Origin of the sequence: Pedomonas sp. V897, assembly GCF_051304405.1 — a bacterium.
Lineage (GTDB): Bacteria > Pseudomonadota > Alphaproteobacteria > Sphingomonadales > Sphingomonadaceae > Pedomonas.
In genome coordinates, this window is record NZ_JBPPGG010000001.1 from 254,940 (window position 1) to 274,799 (window position 19,860).

21 protein-coding genes and 1 pseudogene are annotated in these 19,860 nt (G+C 67.9%); 4 read left to right on the top strand and 18 right to left on the bottom strand.

Annotated features, from left to right (window positions below; all coding sequences use genetic code 11):
• Window positions 1-43: 43 nt before the first annotated feature.
• Together ACSJJU_RS01310 and ACSJJU_RS01315 are read right to left on the bottom strand one after the other, a co-directional pair.
• Window positions 44-664, bottom strand: coding sequence for a phage tail tape measure C-terminal domain-containing protein (locus ACSJJU_RS01310; RefSeq protein WP_435913333.1), 621 nt, complete (start codon window positions 662-664; stop codon window positions 44-46).
• The gene (locus tag ACSJJU_RS01315; RefSeq protein ID WP_435913334.1) at window positions 657-905 is read right to left on the bottom strand and encodes a phage tail assembly chaperone; all 249 of its coding nucleotides are present in this window, start codon (window positions 903-905) and stop codon (window positions 657-659) included. The genes ACSJJU_RS01310 and ACSJJU_RS01315 overlap by 8 nt, the downstream gene beginning before the upstream one ends.
• Window positions 906-987: 82 nt before the next feature.
• Between ACSJJU_RS01315 and ACSJJU_RS01320 the strand changes: the two genes are divergently transcribed.
• The gene (locus ACSJJU_RS01320; RefSeq protein WP_435913335.1) at window positions 988-1,425 is read left to right on the top strand and encodes a hypothetical protein; all 438 of its coding nucleotides are present in this window, start codon (window positions 988-990) and stop codon (window positions 1,423-1,425) included.
• On the opposite strand, the gene ACSJJU_RS01325 is transcribed toward ACSJJU_RS01320, so the two are convergent.
• From ACSJJU_RS01325 to ACSJJU_RS01385, 13 genes and pseudogenes are all read right to left on the bottom strand, one after another.
• Window positions 1,422-1,772, bottom strand: a complete 351-nt coding sequence (locus ACSJJU_RS01325; protein WP_435913336.1) for a gene transfer agent family protein — start codon at window positions 1,770-1,772, stop codon at window positions 1,422-1,424. The genes ACSJJU_RS01320 and ACSJJU_RS01325 overlap by 4 nt on opposite strands.
• A gap of 17 nt (window positions 1,773-1,789) precedes the next feature.
• Window positions 1,790-2,197, bottom strand: a complete 408-nt coding sequence (locus tag ACSJJU_RS01330; protein ID WP_435913337.1) for a phage major tail protein, TP901-1 family — start codon at window positions 2,195-2,197, stop codon at window positions 1,790-1,792.
• 76 nt (window positions 2,198-2,273) lie between these two features.
• Complete coding sequence (locus tag ACSJJU_RS01335; protein WP_435913338.1) at window positions 2,274-2,675, bottom strand: DUF3168 domain-containing protein; 402 nt, start codon at window positions 2,673-2,675, stop codon at window positions 2,274-2,276.
• A 1-nt stretch (window position 2,676) separates the two neighbouring features.
• Window positions 2,677-2,958 carry an HK97-gp10 family putative phage morphogenesis protein gene (locus tag ACSJJU_RS01340; protein WP_435913339.1) on the bottom strand — a complete coding sequence of 94 codons (282 nt, stop codon included), beginning with the start codon at window positions 2,956-2,958 and terminating at the stop codon, window positions 2,677-2,679.
• Window positions 2,955-3,320, bottom strand: coding sequence for a phage head closure protein (locus ACSJJU_RS01345; protein WP_435913341.1), 366 nt, complete (start codon window positions 3,318-3,320; stop codon window positions 2,955-2,957). Before ACSJJU_RS01345 ends, ACSJJU_RS01340 begins: the two co-directional genes overlap by 4 nt.
• Window positions 3,317-3,898 (bottom strand): head-tail connector protein, encoded by a 582-nt coding sequence (locus ACSJJU_RS01350; RefSeq protein WP_435913342.1) that lies wholly within the window; start codon window positions 3,896-3,898, stop codon window positions 3,317-3,319. The genes ACSJJU_RS01345 and ACSJJU_RS01350 overlap by 4 nt, the downstream gene beginning before the upstream one ends.
• Window positions 3,899-4,043: 145 nt before the next feature.
• Window positions 4,044-5,261 carry a phage major capsid protein gene (locus tag ACSJJU_RS01355; protein WP_435913343.1) on the bottom strand — a complete coding sequence of 406 codons (1,218 nt, stop codon included), beginning with the start codon at window positions 5,259-5,261 and terminating at the stop codon, window positions 4,044-4,046.
• Window positions 5,248-5,739 carry an HK97 family phage prohead protease gene (locus ACSJJU_RS01360; RefSeq protein WP_435913344.1) on the bottom strand — a complete coding sequence of 164 codons (492 nt, stop codon included), beginning with the start codon at window positions 5,737-5,739 and terminating at the stop codon, window positions 5,248-5,250. Before ACSJJU_RS01360 ends, ACSJJU_RS01355 begins: the two co-directional genes overlap by 14 nt.
• Window positions 5,740-6,052: 313 nt before the next feature.
• Window positions 6,053-6,331: a hypothetical protein gene (locus tag ACSJJU_RS01365; RefSeq protein ID WP_435913346.1), complete on the bottom strand. Its 279-nt coding sequence runs from the start codon at window positions 6,329-6,331 to the stop codon at window positions 6,053-6,055.
• Window positions 6,332-6,488: 157 nt separating this feature from the next.
• Window positions 6,489-7,655 (bottom strand): phage portal protein, encoded by a 1,167-nt coding sequence (locus ACSJJU_RS01370; RefSeq protein ID WP_435913347.1) that lies wholly within the window; start codon window positions 7,653-7,655, stop codon window positions 6,489-6,491.
• 622 nt (window positions 7,656-8,277) lie between these two features.
• Window positions 8,278-9,354, bottom strand: a pseudogene (locus ACSJJU_RS01375) (DNA-packaging protein); the annotation flags it as partial.
• Between the two features lie 1,597 nt (window positions 9,355-10,951).
• Entirely contained in the window at window positions 10,952-11,608 is a 657-nt protein-coding gene (locus ACSJJU_RS01380; RefSeq protein ID WP_435913349.1) for a hypothetical protein, read from the bottom strand.
• A gap of 178 nt (window positions 11,609-11,786) precedes the next feature.
• Window positions 11,787-12,272 (bottom strand): DUF6456 domain-containing protein, encoded by a 486-nt coding sequence (locus ACSJJU_RS01385; RefSeq protein WP_435913350.1) that lies wholly within the window; start codon window positions 12,270-12,272, stop codon window positions 11,787-11,789.
• Between the two features lie 125 nt (window positions 12,273-12,397).
• Between ACSJJU_RS01385 and ACSJJU_RS01390 the strand changes: the two genes are divergently transcribed.
• Window positions 12,398-12,961, top strand: coding sequence for a helix-turn-helix domain-containing protein (locus ACSJJU_RS01390; RefSeq protein ID WP_435913352.1), 564 nt, complete (start codon window positions 12,398-12,400; stop codon window positions 12,959-12,961).
• Window positions 12,962-14,149: 1,188 nt separating this feature from the next.
• Here ACSJJU_RS01390 and ACSJJU_RS01395 read toward each other — a convergent pair.
• The 3 genes from ACSJJU_RS01395 to ACSJJU_RS01405 form a co-directional block, all read right to left on the bottom strand.
• Window positions 14,150-14,329, bottom strand: a complete 180-nt coding sequence (locus ACSJJU_RS01395) for a hypothetical protein (RefSeq protein WP_435913353.1) — start codon at window positions 14,327-14,329, stop codon at window positions 14,150-14,152.
• Window positions 14,330-14,453: 124 nt separating this feature from the next.
• Window positions 14,454-15,131, bottom strand: a complete 678-nt coding sequence (locus ACSJJU_RS01400) for an MBL fold metallo-hydrolase (RefSeq protein ID WP_435913354.1) — start codon at window positions 15,129-15,131, stop codon at window positions 14,454-14,456.
• A 210-nt stretch (window positions 15,132-15,341) separates the two neighbouring features.
• Entirely contained in the window at window positions 15,342-17,252 is a 1,911-nt protein-coding gene (locus ACSJJU_RS01405) for a S9 family peptidase (RefSeq protein WP_435913356.1), read from the bottom strand.
• Between the two features lie 248 nt (window positions 17,253-17,500).
• Here ACSJJU_RS01405 and ACSJJU_RS01410 point away from each other — a divergent pair, with 248 nt between their 5' ends.
• On the top strand, window positions 17,501-19,036 hold the full coding sequence (locus tag ACSJJU_RS01410) for a S10 family peptidase (RefSeq protein ID WP_435913357.1): 1,536 nt from the start codon (window positions 17,501-17,503) through the stop codon (window positions 19,034-19,036).
• A 289-nt stretch (window positions 19,037-19,325) separates the two neighbouring features.
• Entirely contained in the window at window positions 19,326-19,805 is a 480-nt protein-coding gene (locus tag ACSJJU_RS01415; RefSeq protein WP_435913358.1) for an outer membrane protein, read from the top strand.
• The last annotated feature ends 55 nt before the right edge of the window (window positions 19,806-19,860 follow it).

Below are 19,860 nucleotides of genomic sequence, written 5' to 3' on the forward strand. Positions count from 1 at the left end.
CCCCCGATTTTCGTATTTTGTCGAAAATTCCCGTGACGGAATTTCACGCCTCGTCCATCGCGCGGCGCACCGCCCGCGCCACCTGCCGGGCGCTCATCTGCATCATCTGGGGCGAGGCGTTCGGCGGGGCGGCAACGTTGATGGAAATGTTGACGACACGCGCCGCCCCGCCCTGCCAGGCGGGGGTGATGCGCCCGGCCTGCTCCGGCACGAACACTTCCGGCCCCCGTTCGCCCACCAGATAGGGGCGGCCCTCGCTCACCGGCCCGCCGCTCGCCCGCCCGCTGAGGCCGAAAAGCTGGAGCCCCTGGCCGATCAGCCCCACAAGGCCACTCGCGCCGCCGCCCCCGCCGCCCCCGCCCCGGCCCGTCACCTCCCGGAACAGCGCCCGCGCCATGTCGGCGAGGATGCTGCGCACCAGCGCCTTGATGTCCTCCAGCCCCAGCTTGCCCTTGCGGATCAGCCGGTCGAGCGCATCTTCCAGTCCGCGCATGGCGCTGTCCGCCCCCACCTTCAGGAGGTCGAAATTGAGGTTGCGGCGCAGCGTCTCGCCCATGTCACCCGCCGCCGCATCGAATTGGGCCTTCATGTCCGCCGCGTCCCGCGCGAGCGCGGCGGTGTCGGCGCGAATTTTCAGCACCAGCGTATCCAGTTCCTCAGCCATGGGGCTCTCCTTTGCTCTCCTGTGCCGTCTCGTCCGGAAACCGGGCCATCAGCCGCGCCAGATCCGCCCGCCCGAACGCGGCCCCGCCGCCTCCGCCGTGGCCGAGCCGCCCCTCCAGCGCCAGCCACAGGTCCTGCGGCGTTGCCTGCCAGAAGACCTGCGGCGGCCAGCCGAGCAGCCCCGTCGCCACCCGCGCTGCCTCGGCGCAAATGTCCGCGAAATGCCCCGCTTGTGCGGACAAGTCCCCGGACCAATATTCAGGAGGATGACTGGCGTGTTCGCCCCCGGGCTTGGCGGCCCGGCTCCGTTCGGAAAGGCGTGTCATGCGAAGCATCTGGCTCATTCCCGTTGTCGTTCTGCTGGGCGCGGCCCCGGCCCCTGCCGCCCCGGCCCAGACCCCTGCCGCCCAGGCCCCTGCCGCCCAGGCGCAGGCACCGGCCCGCGCTCCCGCGCGCGCCGCTGTCGAGCCGTGGGTGCCGGATCTGGCGACGGTGCTTGCCGTTGAAAATCGGGTGGTGCTGCCGCCGGGTTCTGCGCCGCGCGACCGCTACCTGCGCGTCTATGCGGGGGAGGACCACGGCGGGCGCCACCTCCTGCGCGGGCGCTATTTCTTGAACAAGGACCCCAAAAATCCGCCCATCCGCATGGTGATGACAGCGCAGGTGTTCCCGCCGCCCAACGCCCCCGGCTGCGCGGTGATCGACGTGGTGTTCGACGTCACCGAAAGCCGCCAGGTCTCCGCCGTCTGTATCGGCCGTTAGGGTGCCCGCCCGCCGAGGATGGCGACGGCGAGCTGGCGAAACACGGGCAGCGCCGCCGCCAGCCCTTGCGCCAGCAGCGCCTCGCCGAACGCCTCGCGGGTGAGATCCTCCGGCCGCGCCGCGAGGCAGTGCCACAGCACGGCGGTCATTTCGCCAAGGCCCAGCCGCCCGTCCGCCGCCCGCTCCACCAGGGCAAACAGAGGCCCGGCCTCCGCCTCCGCCGCCACCAGCGCGGCGAAGGTGGGGCGCAGCAGATAATCCCGCCCCCCGAGGCGCAGGGTTGCCTCGCCCCGCAGCGGATTGGCGGCGCTATTTTGAACGTCCATAGTCCGGCTGTCCGTCATCATGGCTTGCGCCTCCCCTCTCAGAGCACGGTCACCGGGCCGGTTGATTCCAGCGCCAGCGTGTAGGTGCGCTCGCCGTTGAAATCGCCGCCGTAGTCGAGGCGGGTGATGAGGAAGGCCCCGCGCATCGCCTCGCCGCTTTCGAACACCACCTCGAAGTCGTCCGCCGCGCCCGCCAGCGCCTTCTGTTTCAGCCGCGCCTCGGCGGCGGAGCCGGTGAACACGCCCGAGCCCGCGATCGACACCGACCGCACCCCCGCCTCCGGCAGCATTTCGCGCCAGCCGCCCGAGCCCTTGTGGGTTACCACCACGCCCTCGGCGTTGATTGCCAGTTGCGTTGTCCGCATCCCCGCGACGGTCGTGTACGTGACGGGCGAGCCGCCGTTGCTGATCCTCAGCAGAAATGCACTTCCCTTCTCGGCCGCCATCGCCGCCTCCCTCTTTTTTTCGCCGTTCGTGTTGCCGTGAATCTGATTGTCCGGTGCCGGGAAAATCCCTCGCGCCCTACTCCCGCACCGTGCGCGCCCGATAGTCGGCGATGCCGTGGCGCACCTCCTCCTCCGCGTCCACCATCACGCGGGCGGAGAGAAACCGCAGGCTGACGAGCCGGTGCCCGTCGAGCGCGGCGGGCATGTGCTCCAGCGCCTCGTCGACCAGCCCGAGCAGGTCCTTTGCCTCCGCCATGCCGCGATAGCCGGACCACACGTGGACGCTCAGCCGGTGCTCGCGTCCCGAGAAATCCTTGGCCGACCAGTCCGTCTCCACCGCCTCGCCCACAGTGATGTAGGGCAGTGCCTGCTTGCGCGGCACGTAGTCGAAAATGCCGGTCACCGCCGCCCTCAGCGGCGGGTGTGCCGCAAGCGTCTGGTAGAGCGCCTGCTGCACGGCCCATCCTGGTGCAACCATGTCAGTCTCCCCCGAAGCGGGCGCGGGCCCGCACCTGCTCCAGCGCCGGGCGCAGGAACGGCTGCGCCGCCTGACGCCGCGTGCCGAATTCCACGAAGCGGGCGTAGCCGGGCGCGGTCAGGTCCGCGCCGTCGGCGGCCGGGAGCACCGCCAGTGCCTCCCCCAGCCGCCCGGGCGCCAGCGCGGCGGCATTGGCGCGGATTTCCTCCGCCGCGTCGAGCGCCCGCTGCCGCCCGGCTTGCGCGCCCTTGTCCATGAGTGCCGCCGTCAGCCGCGTGCTCATGACAGCGCCTCCTCCTCCGCCTGCATCAGCAGGAGGTCGGGCCGGCCGGCGATGTCCTCCATGCTGCGGATGGCGAGCTGGCGATTGCGCCAGCGCAGCCGCCAGGCGGGCGTCAGGCCCGGCGGCTTGCGCGTCACCAGGCGGTAGCGCACCGGCTGGAGTTGCTGCCGCGCGGTCTCCCGGCTGCGCACCGCCTCCATCTCGATGGCGGCCCAGCCGCTGGCGACGCTGCGCCAGCCGCGCGTCATGCCGCCAAGGCCATCGTCGAGACCGGTAAAAGCCTCGAACGTCACCCGCTCGCGCATCCGGCCGAGAAATTCCCTGTGGCGGGCGTCCCGCTGCGTTCCGTCCCCGCGCCTCATGCCAGCCTCCCGATGCGGAACGGGCGCCACAACGCGGCAACCGCCAGCGGCGGCCCGGCGTCGTCCGGGCTGTCGCGGTGGGAATAGAGGTGCGCGGCCAGCCGCAGGATGCCGAGGCGCAGCGCCTCCGGCACCCCGGCGGGCTCCGCGCCGAGCCCCGCCTGATAGTCCGTCTCCAGCCGCGCGCCCGCGGGCGGCAGGAAGGTCATGCGCAGGCAGGCGAGCCCGCGCGCATCCTCCTCTACCGTGTAGTCGGCGCTCCCCAGCGCAGTGCGCGTGCCGTCCCGGCCGATCAGCGTCACCGCCTCGACCTGGCGCAGCGGCCCCCGCGAGAGGCGGACGCTGCGCCACGCGCTCCACGGCACGCCCCGCGTCTCCGCGGGATCGAACGCCCGCGTCTCCCGGAACCGGGTGGCGATCAGCACGAGGCCGGTGAAGGCCTCGCATACTTCCCGCGCCGCCTTGAGAAAGGCGGCCAGCGCCGCGTCCTCCTCCTCGCCGTCGAGGCGGAGGAAGGCGCGCGCCTCCTCGATGCCGACCGGCTCCACCGCCGGTCCCTCAAGCCATGCGACCGTCATTGCCGCGTCTCCCGTGCTGCGGCTGTTCACAGGCCGTGCGGGGGGAAGGCACGCGGCCTCCCCCTCGCGCCCCGTGAGCGCCCATGAAAAAAGCCGCCCGGGGGCGGCCTCTTTTTTTCCTTCGATTTTTTCTGCCCGTGCCGCGTCAGCTCGCCGAGAACTTCAGCAGCTTGATGGCGTCCGAATTCACCACCGCGCCGCCCACGCGCCGGGTGGCGTAGAAGTGGACGAACGGCTTGTTGGAATAGGGGTCGCGCAGGATGCGCGTGCCCGTGCGCTCGGCGATGACATAACCGTGGGCAAAATTGCCGAAGGCGATGGCGCAGCTGTCGGACTCGATGTCCGGCATGTCCTGCGCCTCGATCACCGGATAGCCGAGCAGCGTAGCCGGCTGGCCTTCAACAAGCGAGGGCCGCCACAGGAAATTGCCGTCCCCGTCCTTGAACTTGCGGATGCGGGCGAGCGTTGCCGAATTCATCAGGAACACCGCCCCCTGCCGGTAGGCCGGGCGCAGCGCGTGCACCAGATCCACCAGCTTGTCCGCCGGATCGGTGCTGGGGAAATTTCCGGCAACACCCGTCGCCACATATTGCAGCGTGCCGAACGGGCGCGCGGTGTCTTTCGCCGCGGCCATCGGGTAGGTGAGAAAACCCTTGGGCTGGTTGGTGCCAGACCCCGCAATGAAGGCCGCGCCCTCCTGCTGGGCGAATTCGAGTGCGATTTCGCCCGCGAGCCAGGTCTCCACGTCGAACACCGCGTCGTCCAGCATGGTCTGCGTCGCGGCGGGGTTGGCGTAAAGCTCGCCCCAGAACGGCGCGACTTCCGCGAAGGCGGGCGTGGCGGTCTCCGGCCGCTCCGCCGTCTCCGACACCCAGCCGGAGGCGAAGCCGCCCGTCGCCACCAGTTTCTTGTAGTTGGCGGTGCCCACCTGCACCACGGAGGCGACGCTGCGCAGCGGGGAAATATCCCGCAGCCGCGTCTCGATCATCCGGTCGATCGCCTCGGGCACCGCGTAGCCGCCGTCCTGCGGGGCCGAGACGTTCAGCGACTTTGCCTCCGCCCCGGCAAGGCCCGTCTCCAGACCTTTGCGCAGATAGCGCTCGGTGAAGGCCTGCCGGTGCACATCATCGGCCCCAGCCGCCTTGGCCTCGCCCAGCAGCGGGCGGCGCGCCGCGCCCACCAGATCCGCCACCCGCCGGTCGAGCCGCGCGACGGTGCGGGCAAGCTGCGCCATCTTCTCCTCGATCTCGCCGTGCGCGGGCGCGTGCGCCGCGCCATCGCCGCCCGCCGGGGCAACGTCCGCACCGGCCGCGCCGAACACATCCTCCAGCGCCGTGGCGCCCTTGATTTCATATCCGTCCATGTATCGTCTCCACAGGTGTCAATTTCGACGCCGACGCAACCGCCCCCTCCACCCCCAGCACCCGCGCCCGCGGCTGCATGGGAAAGGTCACCAGGGAAATTTCGAGAAGCTCCACATCCAGCAGCCGCCGCACGCGCTGGCGGCTGTCCATCACGCTGCGCCGCACGCGGTAGCCGATGGAAAGGCCCGTGAGCGCGCCGCCGCGCACCAGGCTCGCCGCGTCGCGGCCGCGACGGCAGCCGAGGTCAAGGCGCGCCACTACCCGCAGGCCCCGCCCGTCCTCCGCCAGATGCTCGATGCGCCCGATCGGCTCGCGCGCCTCATGCTGCCAGAGAAGCGGCACGCCGCCGCCCCCGGCGCGCACCGCGCGGGCAAAAGCGCCGGGCATCACCACGTCGCGCCCCGCGTCCACTTCGTGAAAAATGCTGGCATATCCGGCAAACCGCAGGCTTGCCGGCGGATTGTGTTCCCCGCCCATGGCTCGTGCTCTCTCGCGTGTGTCTGGTGTGATGCGCCGTGCGACGCGGCCTGTGCGTATTCAGGGGGCCTCTGCCCCCGCGCGGGCGGAACGGGAAACTGTGCGCCAGAAACGCAAAAGGGCCGAAGCGCGTGCTCCGGCCCTGAACCCCCGGCCTCGGGAAAATGGCAAGGAGGTGTGTCCCAGCTTATGGCTGAATCTTAAGATTAAATCCAGCCCCGCACCGCCGCTTTCCGGCGCTGTTCCCGTATTCCGCCGCAAATCATGGTAAATTGTTGCGTAACAGAGGTAAATTTAACCAAATACCGGTCGATTAATACACCGAATCGGCCTTGTCCGCCTTCGCGTCCGCGATGCGCTGCGTCGGCGACATTTCCAGCACCGCCGCCAGCGCCTGGAGCAGCAGCGGGCGCTCCACAGGGCCGGCCGTCTCCAGCGCTTCCAGCAGCGCTTTCGCCATTTTCTCGGCACTGACCTCCTGCCCGTCGGGAATGTCGAACTCCACCTGCGGGCCCGCAACCGCCGGCTGGCCGAACGCCGCCATCATGCCCAGGCCCGCCAGAGCCGCCACCTTCCTGTGCCAAGCTGCCATGATTCTCACCCTTCCCGTCGTTGCGTTTTTTCTTTTGCGGTCTTCGCGCCCTTGCGCCTGAAACGTTAACGCAAGTTCCGGGCCAAGCGACCGTATCTACGGCCCTGCAACAATTTGAATGGTTAATGACCACGAAGGCAAGAGCGAACGTGTAAAATTATCCGTCACTTGCCTCGTCGCAGCACAGGCCGAGCACCCGGCGCTTTTCGTCGGCGGAGAGAAAGTCCGCCGCCGCGACCTGCCGCCACAGCCGCTCCCGGTCCATCGCCAGCGCGGGGATCGCGTTGCGGTCGATGTCCAGCCGCAGCCCCTCCCACCAGTGGCCGAGATAGGCCGAAAGGCTGTCCGCAATCTTGGTCAGCAGCGGCAGCACCGTCAGGCGCCACAGTGCGCGGTTGGCCTCGCTGTAGTTGGCGTAGGTGTTGTCGCCCGGCAGACCCAGCAGCATGGGCGGCACCCCGAAGGCGAGCGCGATCTCCCGCGCCGCCGCGTTGCGCGCCTCGATGAAATCCAGCTCGGCGGGCGAGAGCGACAGCGGCTGCCATTTCAACCCGCCCTCCAGCAGCAGCGGGCGGCCCGCATTCTGCGCCCCCTGGAACCCCGCTTCCATTTCCGCCCGCAGCCGCTCGAACTGCTCCGGGCTGAGCGTCTCGCCCTGGCCGGGATCGAACACCAGCGCCCCGCACGGCCGCGCCGCATTGTCCAGCAGCGCCTTGTTCCACCGCCCCGCCGCGTTGTGCGTCTCGATCGCCAGTTGCGCTGCCTCCAGCGGCGACAAACCATAATGGTCATCGAGCGGATGAAAGGCGCGGATGTGCAGCAAATCCCCCCGCCCCGTCACCGGGTCCACACCATAGCGCACCACCTGCCCCGCCACCGCATGGCGATATTCCTGCGGCCAGCCGGTAGGGCCCGGCACCACCGTCACCCGCTCGGGGCGCAGCAGATGCAGCTCCATTGGCAGATCGTCCGGCCCCGGCACCACCTCCACATAGGCATTGCCCGCCAGCACCAGATGGCTCGCCAGCGCCTCGATGAACGCCGCACCCGGCTGACACGGATTGGGACGCGCCAACAACCCCAGCGCCGGGTGCCCCGAAGGCGTGCTCACCCACACCGCCGACGCCGCACTCTCCGCCACCAGCCGAACCGCCCGCTGCGCTATCGCATTGCGCAAATAACTCTCCCGAACCCGCGCCTCATAACCGCGCACCGACGCCCCCGCCGGCCAGCCCGTCAGCAACGCCAGCGGCGACGCCCCTCGCGCCTTCCGCTCCCGCACCGACGCCTCCTTGCGCCGCCACGGCAGAAACGAAAATTCCATGGGAACCTCCCCCGTTTTTTTTTGCCTGGTCTCCACGGCCCCGCGAGCCGCTTGTGAAAAATGCGAAAACACATGCAGGGGTCTTGCCCCCCGCGGCTCACAGAGCCGCAAACAAAAGATGCAGGGGACTCAGTCCCCAGCGGCCCACAGGGCCGCAAACAAAAAGATGCAGGGGACTCAGTCCCCAGCGGCCCACAGGGCCGCGAACAAAAAATGCAGGGGTCTTGGACCCCTGCACCCCGATCGTTTTTCGGGACGCACCCGTCATCCGCCGCCGCGCTTTCCCGGCATTGTTTTTTTTGTATTCGTGACCCTGACGATTTCGGTTGGCGCTGCACGCCCGCTTGTTCCCTGGCCGCACAACAAAAAGGCTGGGTGCGTCCCTATGACGTTCTTTCAAAGAAATTCGGCCGTGCCCTTTCCCGCCGCACAGTGAGAAAAAATCGGGCAGTGCCGGACACGTTCGTCTCATCTTCCTCAAAAAAATTGGCTGCGCCGCCTTTCCCGCGCACGTCCGACAAAACGAATGGGGTGCAGGGGTCCGAGACCCCTGCAAAAAATCCCTTTCAAAAATCCTTTCAAAACAAATCCTCTCAAAAAAACTTGTGAGAAAAAAATCCCCTCACAGGGACCGGACTCTCGGGCTGGCGGTATGGGTCAGCATGAGTTCGGTGATGGCCCAGACGAGGGCGTCGGCGCGGTCTGGGGATCGGCTGGGTCCGACGTATGCGCCGCCGGGCAGGAGGCTGCACAGTTCGTCTTCGAGGTTTGGGAAGGTTCCGATGTGGCGGACGCGTCCTTGTTCGTAGAGGGCGGCGACGGGTTCGGCGCGGGCGGTTTTTCCGCGTGCCGCGCGGACCAGTCGGACCGGGAGGGTTGCGTTGACTGAGCGGAGGACGAGGCCGACGAGGTCTCCGCCGTTATTGGCTTCGGCGATGACGCGGTCGGCGTTGAATTCGGCGGCGGTGGCCTCGACGGCGCGGGCCCATCCTTCTGGTCTTGCGCCCTGAAGGGATCGGTCGGCGAGGACGTAGGCGATTCCGTCTGTTCCGAGACCGGCGGCGATGATGCCGCAGGTATCGGCGTTGGGTCCGCTGCTGACGGGTGGATCGACGGCGACGACGACGCGGGTAAAGTCTGGCGCGGTATCGGTTCGGCAGTTTTCGATGAGGTCTGGGGTCCAGAGGGCTCCTTCCACGGCGTCGAGCAGTTCGCCTTCCAGTTCCTGGCGGCCGAGGCGGGTTCCTCCGTAGGTTTTGGTCATGGCGTCGAGGAAGCTGTCTGGCAGGTTTGCGGCGTTATCGCGCGTGGTGCCGCGGGTGATGACGGCGGCGGGATCGGCGAGCAGTTTGCGGATGAGGGGTGTGGGGCGTGGTGTGGTTGTGACCATGACGCGCGGGTCGGGGCCGAGGCGCAATCCCAGTTGCAGGTTGGCCCAGGCGGCGTCTGCGTTGCGCCATTTGGCGAGTTCGTCGCACCAGGCGAAGTGGTGTTGGGCGCCGCGCAGTTGTTCGGGGGCGTCGGCGGAATAGAGGGTTGCGATGCTGCCGTTGGGCCAGATGAGGCGGCGCAGGGAGGGTTCGAATCTGGGGCGTTCCTCTGCTGGCGAGATGGCGAGGAGGCCGGATTCGCCTTCCACCATCACGGCCCTTGCTTCGGCGAGTGTGGCGGCCACCAGGGCGATCCGCACCGGCCCGTCCTCTCCTGTCGCGGGCGCGGCGGGTGCTGCGGGAGCCGTAGGGACAACGGGAGCCGTGGGAGCTGCGGGGGTGGCGTGTGCTGCGGGTACAGCGGGAGCCGTAGGCGCAGCGGGAGCCATAGATACAGCGGGCGCGGCGGGAGCCGTGGGAGCCGCGGGAGCTGCCGGTCCTGAGAACCTGGAATCCGACGCACTGCCAGCCGTGGATACGGACGTCCCGCGCGCGGAGGCCAACCGGGCGTTTCGCGGCGCCTCTCCCCCCTGCACCTCGTCACCCGTCCCACCCACTCTTATGGCAAAGTGTCGTACGTGACACCCAAATGCCGAACGCGCCCCATCCGCAGCCACGGCGGCAGACCCGGCACTTCCCGACGCTGCGCCCCCTTTCTCCGCGCACTCCGACCCCGCCTCTCCTCCGACAAAGTGTCGTGTGTGACACCCGAATGCCGAACGCGCCCCATCCGCGGCCACGGCAGCAGACCCGGCACTTCCCGACGCCTCTCCCCTCTGTCCCTCGTCAGCCACCCCGTCTCTCATTTCGCCAAAGTGTCGTATGCGACACCCGAATGCCGAATGCGCCCCCTCCGCAGCCACGGCGACAGACCCGGCGTCTCCCGATGCCTCTCCCCTCTGTCCCTCGTCAGCCACCCCGTCTTTCATTTCGGCAAAGTGTCGTAGGCGACATCCAGATGCCGAACGCGCCCCTTCCGCAGCCACGGCAGCAGACCCGGCGTCTCCCGATGCCTCTCCCCTTTGTCCCTCGTCACCAGTCCCAGCCTCTCCTTCGGCAAAGTGTCGTACATGACAATTGGCATTCCCGGCCTCACCCCGGCCGTCTCCAATCGCGGCAAAGTGTCGTTCGTGACACCCGTCATCCTGGCTCGCCCCTTCCACACCAAACGACGCGGGGGTCCCAGACGCGGCACCGGTCTTTCCCGCCTCCTGCTCCGCCTCCCGTTTCATCTCGGCAAGGTGTCGCAAGTGCCAGTCGCTGGGATCGGGCCGCGCCGCCGGTTGGAACCACCCCGCCGGACCGCGTGCCGGAGTCGTGCGGTTCGTGCGGACCACCAGCGGCGCCGTGAGCAGGGCACCGGACGGCGCGCACCGGGCCATCGCAACGCTGCGGATCCATTCCGCCCCGGCGCGGGTCTTGCCGAAGCCGCGCCCGGCCACCACCAGCCACAACCGCCAGTTGCCGGGAGGGGGCAATTGCCCGGGGCGCCCCCAGAACCGCCAGTTGTAAAGCAGCGCCGCAACCCCGCCGGGGCCGAGCGTCTGCCACAGCGCGCGCCGCTCCGCCTCCGGCAGGCGGGCGAGGCGCTGGGCCAGCGAAGCCTTCGCGTCCGCCGCGTCCCGGTATGCGGTCCTGTCGTCGAACCCGTTCATGACGTGCCCCCAAATGATTGTGCAAAAGCGTCAGCCGAAACCCTGAGCCGAAAGCGTGCCGCCTGAGCCCCTCCCCTCCGGGAGAGACAGGCGGCCCAGCCTCCAACCTCACTCCTGCCGGTCCCGACTCACGGCCTCACCCCTGACGGCCCCACTCCCGGGGCCCCACCACCGGCCACCCGATTCTGGCAAAGTGTCATCAGTGACAGCTTCAGCCGCCCGCCGTCTCCGGTGGCAGCTCGCCCCGGGCCAGCGCCTTGAGCCGGGCCTCGATCAGCATCACCGGGTCTGGCACCGGGACGGACGGAGCCGTCGAGGGCGCGAGCGCCGGGGCGGGAGCCGGGGCAGCAGGCGGGCCGGAAGACGAGCCGGAAGACGAGACTGTCTCCACGCCCGCGCTCCGCCCGTAGGTCTCCGGCCGGCGCGCCCGCAGCAGGAACATGGCCAGCGCATCCGAATACTGGCGCACCGAGCCGCAGGACTTGCCGCCGTAATAAACCGGCTTTTCCACCCCGTTCATGGCGCGGTCGAGCAGCGTTTCCTCCAGCGCGTCGAGCGCCTGATCCATGGCGTCCTGCCACGCCCGGGCAAAGGCCGGCGACTTGCGCCGCAGCCGGTAGGCGCTCTGCGGCGACACCCCCACCGCCCGCGCCGCCGCCCGCACCTGACCCAGCTCGGCCAGCGCCTCAAGGAACCGCGCCCGAGTCTCGAGCGGCCAGGTGGCGGCCGCCCGGGTCCGCGCCGGACGGGGTGCCGGTGTTCCCGGGGAAGACGCCCCCGGGGAAGAAACCTCCGCGTCCATGCTGCCCGCGTCCACGCCGTCCGCGTCCACGCCGTCCGCCTGTTCGCTGTCCACCTGCACGCTCATGCCATGCCTCCCTGCCGGTTGCCTGTCCGCCTGCCTGCCGACTCCCTGCCGGATAACCTGCGCCGGCCACGAAAAAGGGCGGCCGGTCCCTGGGGACCGCCGCCCGTCTCGGCGCATTTCGCCATCGTGAGTCGATTTATGCAGAGGATTGTGACGATCGTCAATAGCTTTTTTCCTATCAGTCACGCAAAAAAGGGGAACGGGCCGGCGGGTCGTAATGGTCCGCCAGGCGATCCAGTGCCAGGCACAGCACCAGCTTGGCCGCGCGCCGGGGCCAGCCCAGCGCCCGCTCGGCTGCGTCCATCCCCTCGCCTTCGCACACCACCCGCCACAGCACGTCGCCCAGCCCCGGCCCCACCGCATCCATGGCGGCGTGAACCCGCTTGCGGGCGTCCAGCATGGCCTCGGTCGGGTTCAGCACCTCCTGCGGGCCGCGCCGCCCGCCCACGGCCGGCACCATGTCCCAGCTCTGGGTGGTCCGGGGCGAAAGCCGGGCCCTGCGGTAATCCTGTTGCAGCCGCTCTGCTGCCAGCACCTGACGCCTGGAAAGATGGCCGTGGCGACTCAGCCAGGCGACCGGCGAGTCATCCTGCCGGGAGACCGTCACGCCGGAATGTGGTTTCGTGGATGCAACCGCAGCCTTTACAGTTGTTGGTGCCATCATCTCAGCCTCCAGCCGAAATTTTCTGTCAAGGACTATGACGACTCGACTAGTGGCTCGGGGCTCTGTAGGACAGTCAAAAAGGTGATAGTAGAAAGAGTATCTGTGCGGTGAGGGAAGAGAGTCGTATGCACACGCGCATCCGCGAGGTCCGCAAGGCCAAGGGCTTAACGCTTGCCGAAGTCGCCGCCCGCTGTTCCCCGCCGACGACTGCCCAGACCATCGGCCGTCTGGAAACCGGCACCCGCACGGTCTCTGTTGGCTGGCTGAACCGCATTGCCGCCGCGCTTGGAGTCGATCCCTCGGAGCTGGTCAGCCTGCCGGGGCGCCCGGATGTGCCGGTACTTGCCGTGCTCGGCACGAGCGGCGCGGAGCAGCCGCGCCGGGCCATGGTGCTGACCGCCCCGCTGGTGCAGGACAATCTGGTCGGCATGATCGTGGATGTGGCGCAGGGCGACTACCGCGCCGGCGACGAAATCTGGCTCAGCCAACTGCCGCCGGACCGCTATGCCGAAGCGTTGCACAAGGACGTGCTGGCCCCGCTGGCGGGCGGCCGCTTTACCTTCGGCCGCCTGATCGCCGCCGAGCCGGACCGCATCCTGGTGTTGCCGCCGGTGCCGGGCGTGCAGCCGGTCGCCGCGCCTCCGCCCCCGTGGATCTGCGTGGCGAGCGTCCTGGTGCGCAAGCTCTGAGGCCGCGCCCGCCTGGTGCTCCGGGGCCGGCTCTCCCGGCTCGACTCTCCCGAACACGACACTGCCGGGCTCGGCTCTCGGGGGCTCGGCTCTCCGAGCCTCTCCTCGACCTCGACTCCGAGGATGCCCTGACCCGGGCCCTGAGGATGCCCTGCCCCGAGGGCACCCGGATCTGAGGACGTCCGGGATCTGAGGACGTCCCGGATCCGAGGACGTCCCGACGGTCCGGGGCCAGCCGCCTGGCCCCGGCAATCTCGGCGTACTACCGCGCGGCATCGCCTCTGTGCTGTATCGCTCCTGCCGCCATCGCTCCCGCTGCCTCTCGCGGCATCGGCAAACTGCGCCCCAGGCGGCGGCGACAAGCTGTGCCTCCTGCCTCCCCCTTCCCGGCCTATGATGGCCTCGTTTGATGCGCCTTGTTCTGCGGTTTTCCGCGCTTTGGGGATTTTCCTGTTTTCAGGTTTTCATGTCTTTCCTGCTTCAGACCTTCCCGTTTTCAGGCCCTTCTCGTTTTCAGGTCTTTCTTTTTTCCGGAGTCCTTCTCTTTCCGGGGCCCTTTTCGATCTGTTTGGCCTGTGTGTTTCTGTTTGGTCTGTTGTTTCCTTGGTCTGCGCGTCTTCGCGCTTCGCTTCTGCCGAAAGCGCCCTTCCTTCTCCGGGAGACCGCCCCTGCCGGGCTGGTCTGCTGACCACCAGCCCTGGAAACAGGGACGGTCTCGGGAGAGATCAGGCCGCAAGAAACGCTGTTTGGGGACGAAACCGAACCTTCAGAACAACCCGAACGCAGGGAAGCAACATGCTTTTGGGAGGTGTTGAGGACGTTTGGGATGGTGTTTGAGGACAACAGGTTTTCAGGAACGACACGGTTTCAGGAACAACACGGTTTCAGGAACAACCGGGTGCTGAGGACACGAAACTGCCAGGACACACGCTGCTGGAGATAACACGCTGCTGGAGAAAACACGCTGCCGGAGATAACACGCTGGCACCCTTGCGAGAGAGCCCAACCGTGCGGCTTGGGCTCAGGATGCGAGATTCCCCCGGTGGGCGCAAGGCCGGCATGGTCGAATAGCCAGGCTTGCCGCCAGCGGAGCGCCGTCAAAATTTCCGAGCATAATCAGCATCTTGACTGATTGTTGCGGCCTGGAATTGAACTGGTTCCAAACCGCGCCTCCGGCCGGGCGACGCCCTAGCGGTATCGGCCGAAGAAGCGCCGCCACAGCCGCCAGCCCACCACGGCGGCAATGGCGGCCAGGATCAGCGCGATCAGCAGCACAACCGCCACCCCGCCCAGAATGGCGGCGAGCGTGTCGCGGAAGCCGAAGGTGGCGATGAGCGCCACCAGCACCAGAAACAGCAGCACGGGCATGGGCGGCGCGTCTCCCCGAATGGTTCATTTCCCCGCATGATCCTGGCGGGGAAACGATCAAGCAGCCGGGACGTTCACGCGCCCGCACCGGCGGGAAAGCGCCAGACTCCCGCCGACGCGCGTCTCAGGCCCTGGACTTGAGGGCGAAGTCGCTGACGAACGGGTTGAGGCGGCGCTCCTGCCCGAAGGTGGACATGGGGCCATGGCCCGGCACGAAGTGCACGTCGTTCCCCAGCGGCCAGAGCCGGGTGGTGATGGAGGTGATGAGGTCGTCCAGATTGCCCTTCGGGAAATCGGTGCGGCCGATGGAGCCCTGGAACAGCACGTCGCCGACGAAAGCCAGCTTCACGCCCGCGTGGTAGAAGATCACGTGCCCCGGCGTGTGGCCCGGGCAGTGGTGCACCTCCAGCGTCTGCCCGCCCACGGTGACGGTGTCGCCCTGCTTCAACCAGCGGTCGGGCGTGAACGGGCGCGCCGGCGGAAAGCCGTAGGAGCGCGCGTGCTGCTCCAGCGCGTCGATCCAGAAGCGGTCGTCCTCGTGCGGCCCCTCGATGGGCACGCCCAGCCGCTCCGCCAGCTCGGCGGTGGCGCCGCAGTGGTCGAGGTGCCCGTGGGTGACCAGCAGCTTCTCGATGGTCACGCCATGCTGTTCGGCGGCCGCCAGCAGCTGGTCGATGTCGCCGCCTGCGTCGATGAAGGCGCCGCGTTTGGTCCGGGCATCCCACACCAGGCTGCAATTCTGCTGAAACGGCGTGACCGGAATGACGGTCACCTGAACGGGAGGGGTCGGTTGCGTGCTCATGGCCCATGAGGTGCCCTCGGCCGCGCCCCCTGTCAACGGGGGGACGGGCCGGGCCCTCCTCGCACTTATCAGAGCAGGCGGACCTCAATCCCCCTTGCACGCCCTGCCCGATTCAGAAGGCCGCGCCCTCCGGGGAGAACGCGGCCCCCTTGAATCGAACGGGAGGTCGCAGGAGGGGCAAGCCCCTCCTGCAATCCTTCCCCTCTCGCATCAGTCCAGCAGATACGTCTGCCAGAACAGAAGGCTGGCCCAGAACTGGGCGTCGAGGTTTTCCTTCTTCTTGAACTGGTGGCCTTCGTCCCGGGCGAGGAAGTGCCATGCCTGGCCGCCGTTGGCGCGCACGGCGGCGACGATCTGCTCCGCCTCCGAGGCCGGCACGCGCGGATCGTTCGCGCCGGTCACCACCATCAGCGGCACCTTGATCCGGTTGACGTTGGTCAGCGGCGAGATCTTCTCCAGCTGCGCCCGCATCTTCGGGTCGCGCTCGTCGCCATATTCCACGCGGCGCAGGTCGCGGCGGTAGCTCTGGGTGTTCTCGAGGAAGGTGACGAAGTGGGAGATGCCCACCACCTCGATGCCGGCGCGCACCCTGTCGGAATAGTGGGTGAGCGCGGCCAGCGTCATGTAGCCGCCGTAGGAGCGGCCCGTGATTCCGAAGCGGTTCTTGTCCAGCTGCGGGTCTTTCGCCAGCGCGTCGAGGAAGGCGCCGATGTCCTTCACCGAGTCCTCGCGCTTGAAGCCGTTGTCGAGGGTGAGGAAGGTCTTGCCGTAGCCCTCCGAGCCGCGCACGTTCGGGAAGAACATGGCGATGCCCATCTCGTTGATGAGGTAGTTGTAGTTGCCCTGGAACTCGGGGCGGATCTGGGATTCGGGCCCGCCGTGGATGTGCATGATCATCGGCCGCTTGCCGGGGAATTTCCTGGCATCCGGCCGGTAGAGGAAGCCGGAGATCTCCAGCCCGTCGAAGCTCCTGATGGTGATCAGCTCCGGCTCGGCGAAGGTGGAGGTGTCAACGCCCCCGGTCTCGCTCTCCGTCCAGCGGGTCACCGCCAGCGTGTCCGGGTTGACCGAGAGCACGTCGCCCGGCATCCGCGCCGAGGAGAAGGAGAAGCCCACCTCGCCGTTGTCGGCGATTTTCAGGTGCGAGATCACGCCCTTCGGCAGCTCGGGCGAGAGCGGGGCGATGCGCTTCCTCAGGTGGTGGATCACCAGCCGCGAGCTGCCCGCCTCGTTGATCGAATAGGCAAGGAAGCTGCCGTCCCTGGCGATGTCGAATTCCTCCACGTCCCACTTGTCGTTGATGGAGACGCGGGAGGTCTTGCCGGTTGCGGGGTCAAGCCGGGCGAGCGTGCGGAATTCGCCGTCGGCGTCGGTCGTCACGTAGATCGTGCCGTCGGGCGCGAAGCGGGCCTCGCCGTAGGCCACCGCCCCCTTCGGGGTGAGCTGGCGCATCTGGCCGGTGGTGAGGTCGAGCAGGTGGATCTGGCTCTCGTTGATCGAGATGTAGCGCTGCACCAGCGCCTGCGTGCCGTCGGCGGAGACGTCCGTCGGCGACCAGCCGCCGCCGTCGAGCTGCGCCACCAGCCTGTCGGTGGCGGGGTCGCGCGGGTCCATCACGTAGATGTCCGAGTCCCGGCCGTTGCGGCGGGTGGAGGTGTAGAGGATCTTCGAGCCGTCCTTGAACCACACCGGCCCCAGGTTGCGGCTCTTGCCGTCGGTCAGCAGCACCGGCTGGCCCGCGCCGGGGTCGAGGCGGTAGAGCTGGAAGAACTCGTCGCCCTGCCGGTCCTGCGCATAGACCAGCATGCCGTTGCCCCCGGGCGCGTAGGAGGCGCTCACCACCGGCTCGTTGCCGAAGGTGATCTGCCGGCGGGCGGCGCCGGGGGCGCTCACCTCGTGCAGGTGCGGCACGCTGCCGAAGCGGGTGTAGAGGAGCGCGCCGCCCGTCAAGGGGTGCCAGCCGAGGAAGGTGGCGCTGCGATATTCGAGGTAGGAGCCGGTTCCGGCTTTCAGCTCCGCTGGAATCGGCGGCAGGCCGTCGGCCACCACGCCGGCCGGATAGTCGGCGTGCGCGGCGCCCGCGGCCAGCAGCAGCGCGGCCGCCACAATCATTCGTTTCATGCGATTTCCCCCAACAAGAGAACCTTGAAATCCGCGGAGCGTCGGGCCCGGCGCGGCCCCTGCTCCGGCTGTTAGTCCTTATGCTTCAATCCCGTCCGCGCGCCTGCCATTCCTGAGACAAACGCCCCGTCTCATCCGACGAATTGTTACGCAAGCAGCTTGCCCCCGTCATTCCAGGGGCATTACTGTCGCTGCTTCGAATAAAGTGTACACGCAGTTTCGAAGCGTAAAACAGGGGGTAAAAAAACATGAAGTATCGTGCCTCGCTACTGGCGCTGGCCCTTCTGGCCGCCGCCACTCCGGCCTTCGCTGCCGAAAAGGCTCCGGCCAAGACGGAAGCGGCTGCGGAGAAGTCCGCCGACAAGGCCATTCCCGAGCCCAAGGTCTTCACCACCGAGCACACCGGCCGCTTCAACGGCCAGGACGTCCGCTACAAGGCGATTGCCGGCGAGACCTACCTGCGGGACGAGGATGGCAATCCGACCGCGGCGATCTGGAGCACCACCTATCTGCGCCAGGGCGTGAGCGACACCACCAACCGCCCGGTGATCTTCATCTTCAACGGCGGCCCGGGCTCGGCCTCGCTGTGGCTGCACATGGGCGTTTTCGGCCCGAAGCGTCTGGTCCTGCCGTCTGACGCCCAGGACGACGGCGCGCCGCCGTACAACATGGTGAACAACGACAAGAGCCTGCTGGACATCGCGGATCTGGTGTTCATCGATCCGGTCGGCACCGGCTTCAGCCGCGCCATCGGCAAGGCCGAGAACAAGGACTTCTGGGGCGTCGAGCAGGACGCGGAGAGCATTGCCAAGTTCATCCGCCTCTGGACCACCCAGCACAAGCGCTGGAACTCGCCCAAGTACGTCGCCGGCGAGAGCTACGGCACCACCCGCGCCGCCAAGCTGGCCGAGGTGCTGGAAGGCGGCTTCAACGGCTATGGCCTGAACGGCGTCATGCTGATCTCGGCCATTCTCGACTTCTCGACCGCCCGCTTCCAGACCGGCAACGAGATCCCCTACATCGGCTTCCTGCCGACCTACGCCGCGACCCACTGGTATCACAACCTGCGCGGCAAGTCGGACGTGACGATCGAGCAGCACGTCGAGCGGGCGCGCCAGTTCGCCATCAACGAGTACGCGCCGGCGCTGCTCAAGGGCAACCGCCTGTCGGACGAGGAGCGGGCCCGCATCCGCAAGACCCTCTCCGAGCTGACCGGCCTGTCCGAGCAGTATCTGGAGCAGACCAACCTGCGCATCAACGCCTTCCGCTTCATGAAGCAGTTCGGCCGTGACCGCGGCTTTACCGTGGGCCGCTTCGACAGCCGCTACACCGGCAAGGATCTGGATGCGGCGGGCGAGACCTTCGACAACGATCCGTCCGGCTACGGCATTGCGCCCAGCTACACGGCGGCGCTGAACCACTACTTCACCACCGACCTCAAGGTGGAGATGGACCGCGAGTACAAGGTGCTGACCGGCGATCCGGGCCGCAACTGGGATTGGGTCGGCAAGCAGCGCGGCGGCTACATCAACGTGAACGTGGCCGAGGGCCTGGGCCAGATCATGCGCGAGAACAAGGACCTGCGCGTCCTGCTCGCCTCCGGCTACTACGACATGGCGACGCCGTTCTTCGCTGCGGAGAACACGCTGGCCAGCAACGGCCTGGTGCCGGAGCGCGTGACCTACACCTACTACGAGGCCGGTCACATGATGTATCTGCACCACCCGTCGTTCGACAAGCTGGTGCAGGACGTCCGCAACTTCGTCCTGGCGGGCCGCAAGTAACGCGCCTGCCACAGACGGCCGGGCGCCCCGCGCCCGGCACGCCTTCCGCCCCCGGAGCCCGCGCTCCGGGGGTTTTGTTTTGCCGCCCTCCGGGGTTTTCCAAGCCGCAAGCCCCATCCCTTGCTACTCGCGCAGACAAAAGGAGTAGCATCAACATCACCGAATGTTGCCCGATTACAACATCTATCCCACGGAATTTACTTGCAAACGATTCCTCGCGTTGCACCTTGGCAACGTCTCCGGCAGGAAGGCGCCCATCCCCCGCAACCTTTACCGGAAGGATAAAGACATGAAGGAGTTTGTTGTTGCGTCGATTCTGGCGCTGACCGCTGTCACCCCGGCTCTCGCTGCCGACTTCACCGGCTTCCGCGCCGGCGCCACCATCGGCATGGCCGATGAGAACTTCCTGGGCGACGACATTTTCACCTACGGCGTGAACGTCGGCTACGACCACGCCTTCGGCAAGCTCATCACCGGTATCACCGCCGAGTACCAGGAGAGCGGCAAGACCGGCGTCGGCCGTGACCTGTCGATCGTTGCGCGCATCGGCTCCACCGTCACCGACAAGGCTCTGGTGTATGGCCTCCTCGGCTACACCAACCAGGGCATCGAGAATTCGCCGATCGAGCTGGACGGCGTCCGCGTCGGCCTGGGCGTTGAATATGCCCTAACCGAGAAGGTCTTCAGCAACGTCGAGTACCGCTACTCGAACTACGAGCGCGGCGTCGAGCTGCACCAGACCCTGATCGGCCTGGGCTTCCGCTTCTAAGCGGCGCGCTTGCAAGCGATCGGGCTTCGGCCCGGCGGAGGGGCGGCCCGTCCGG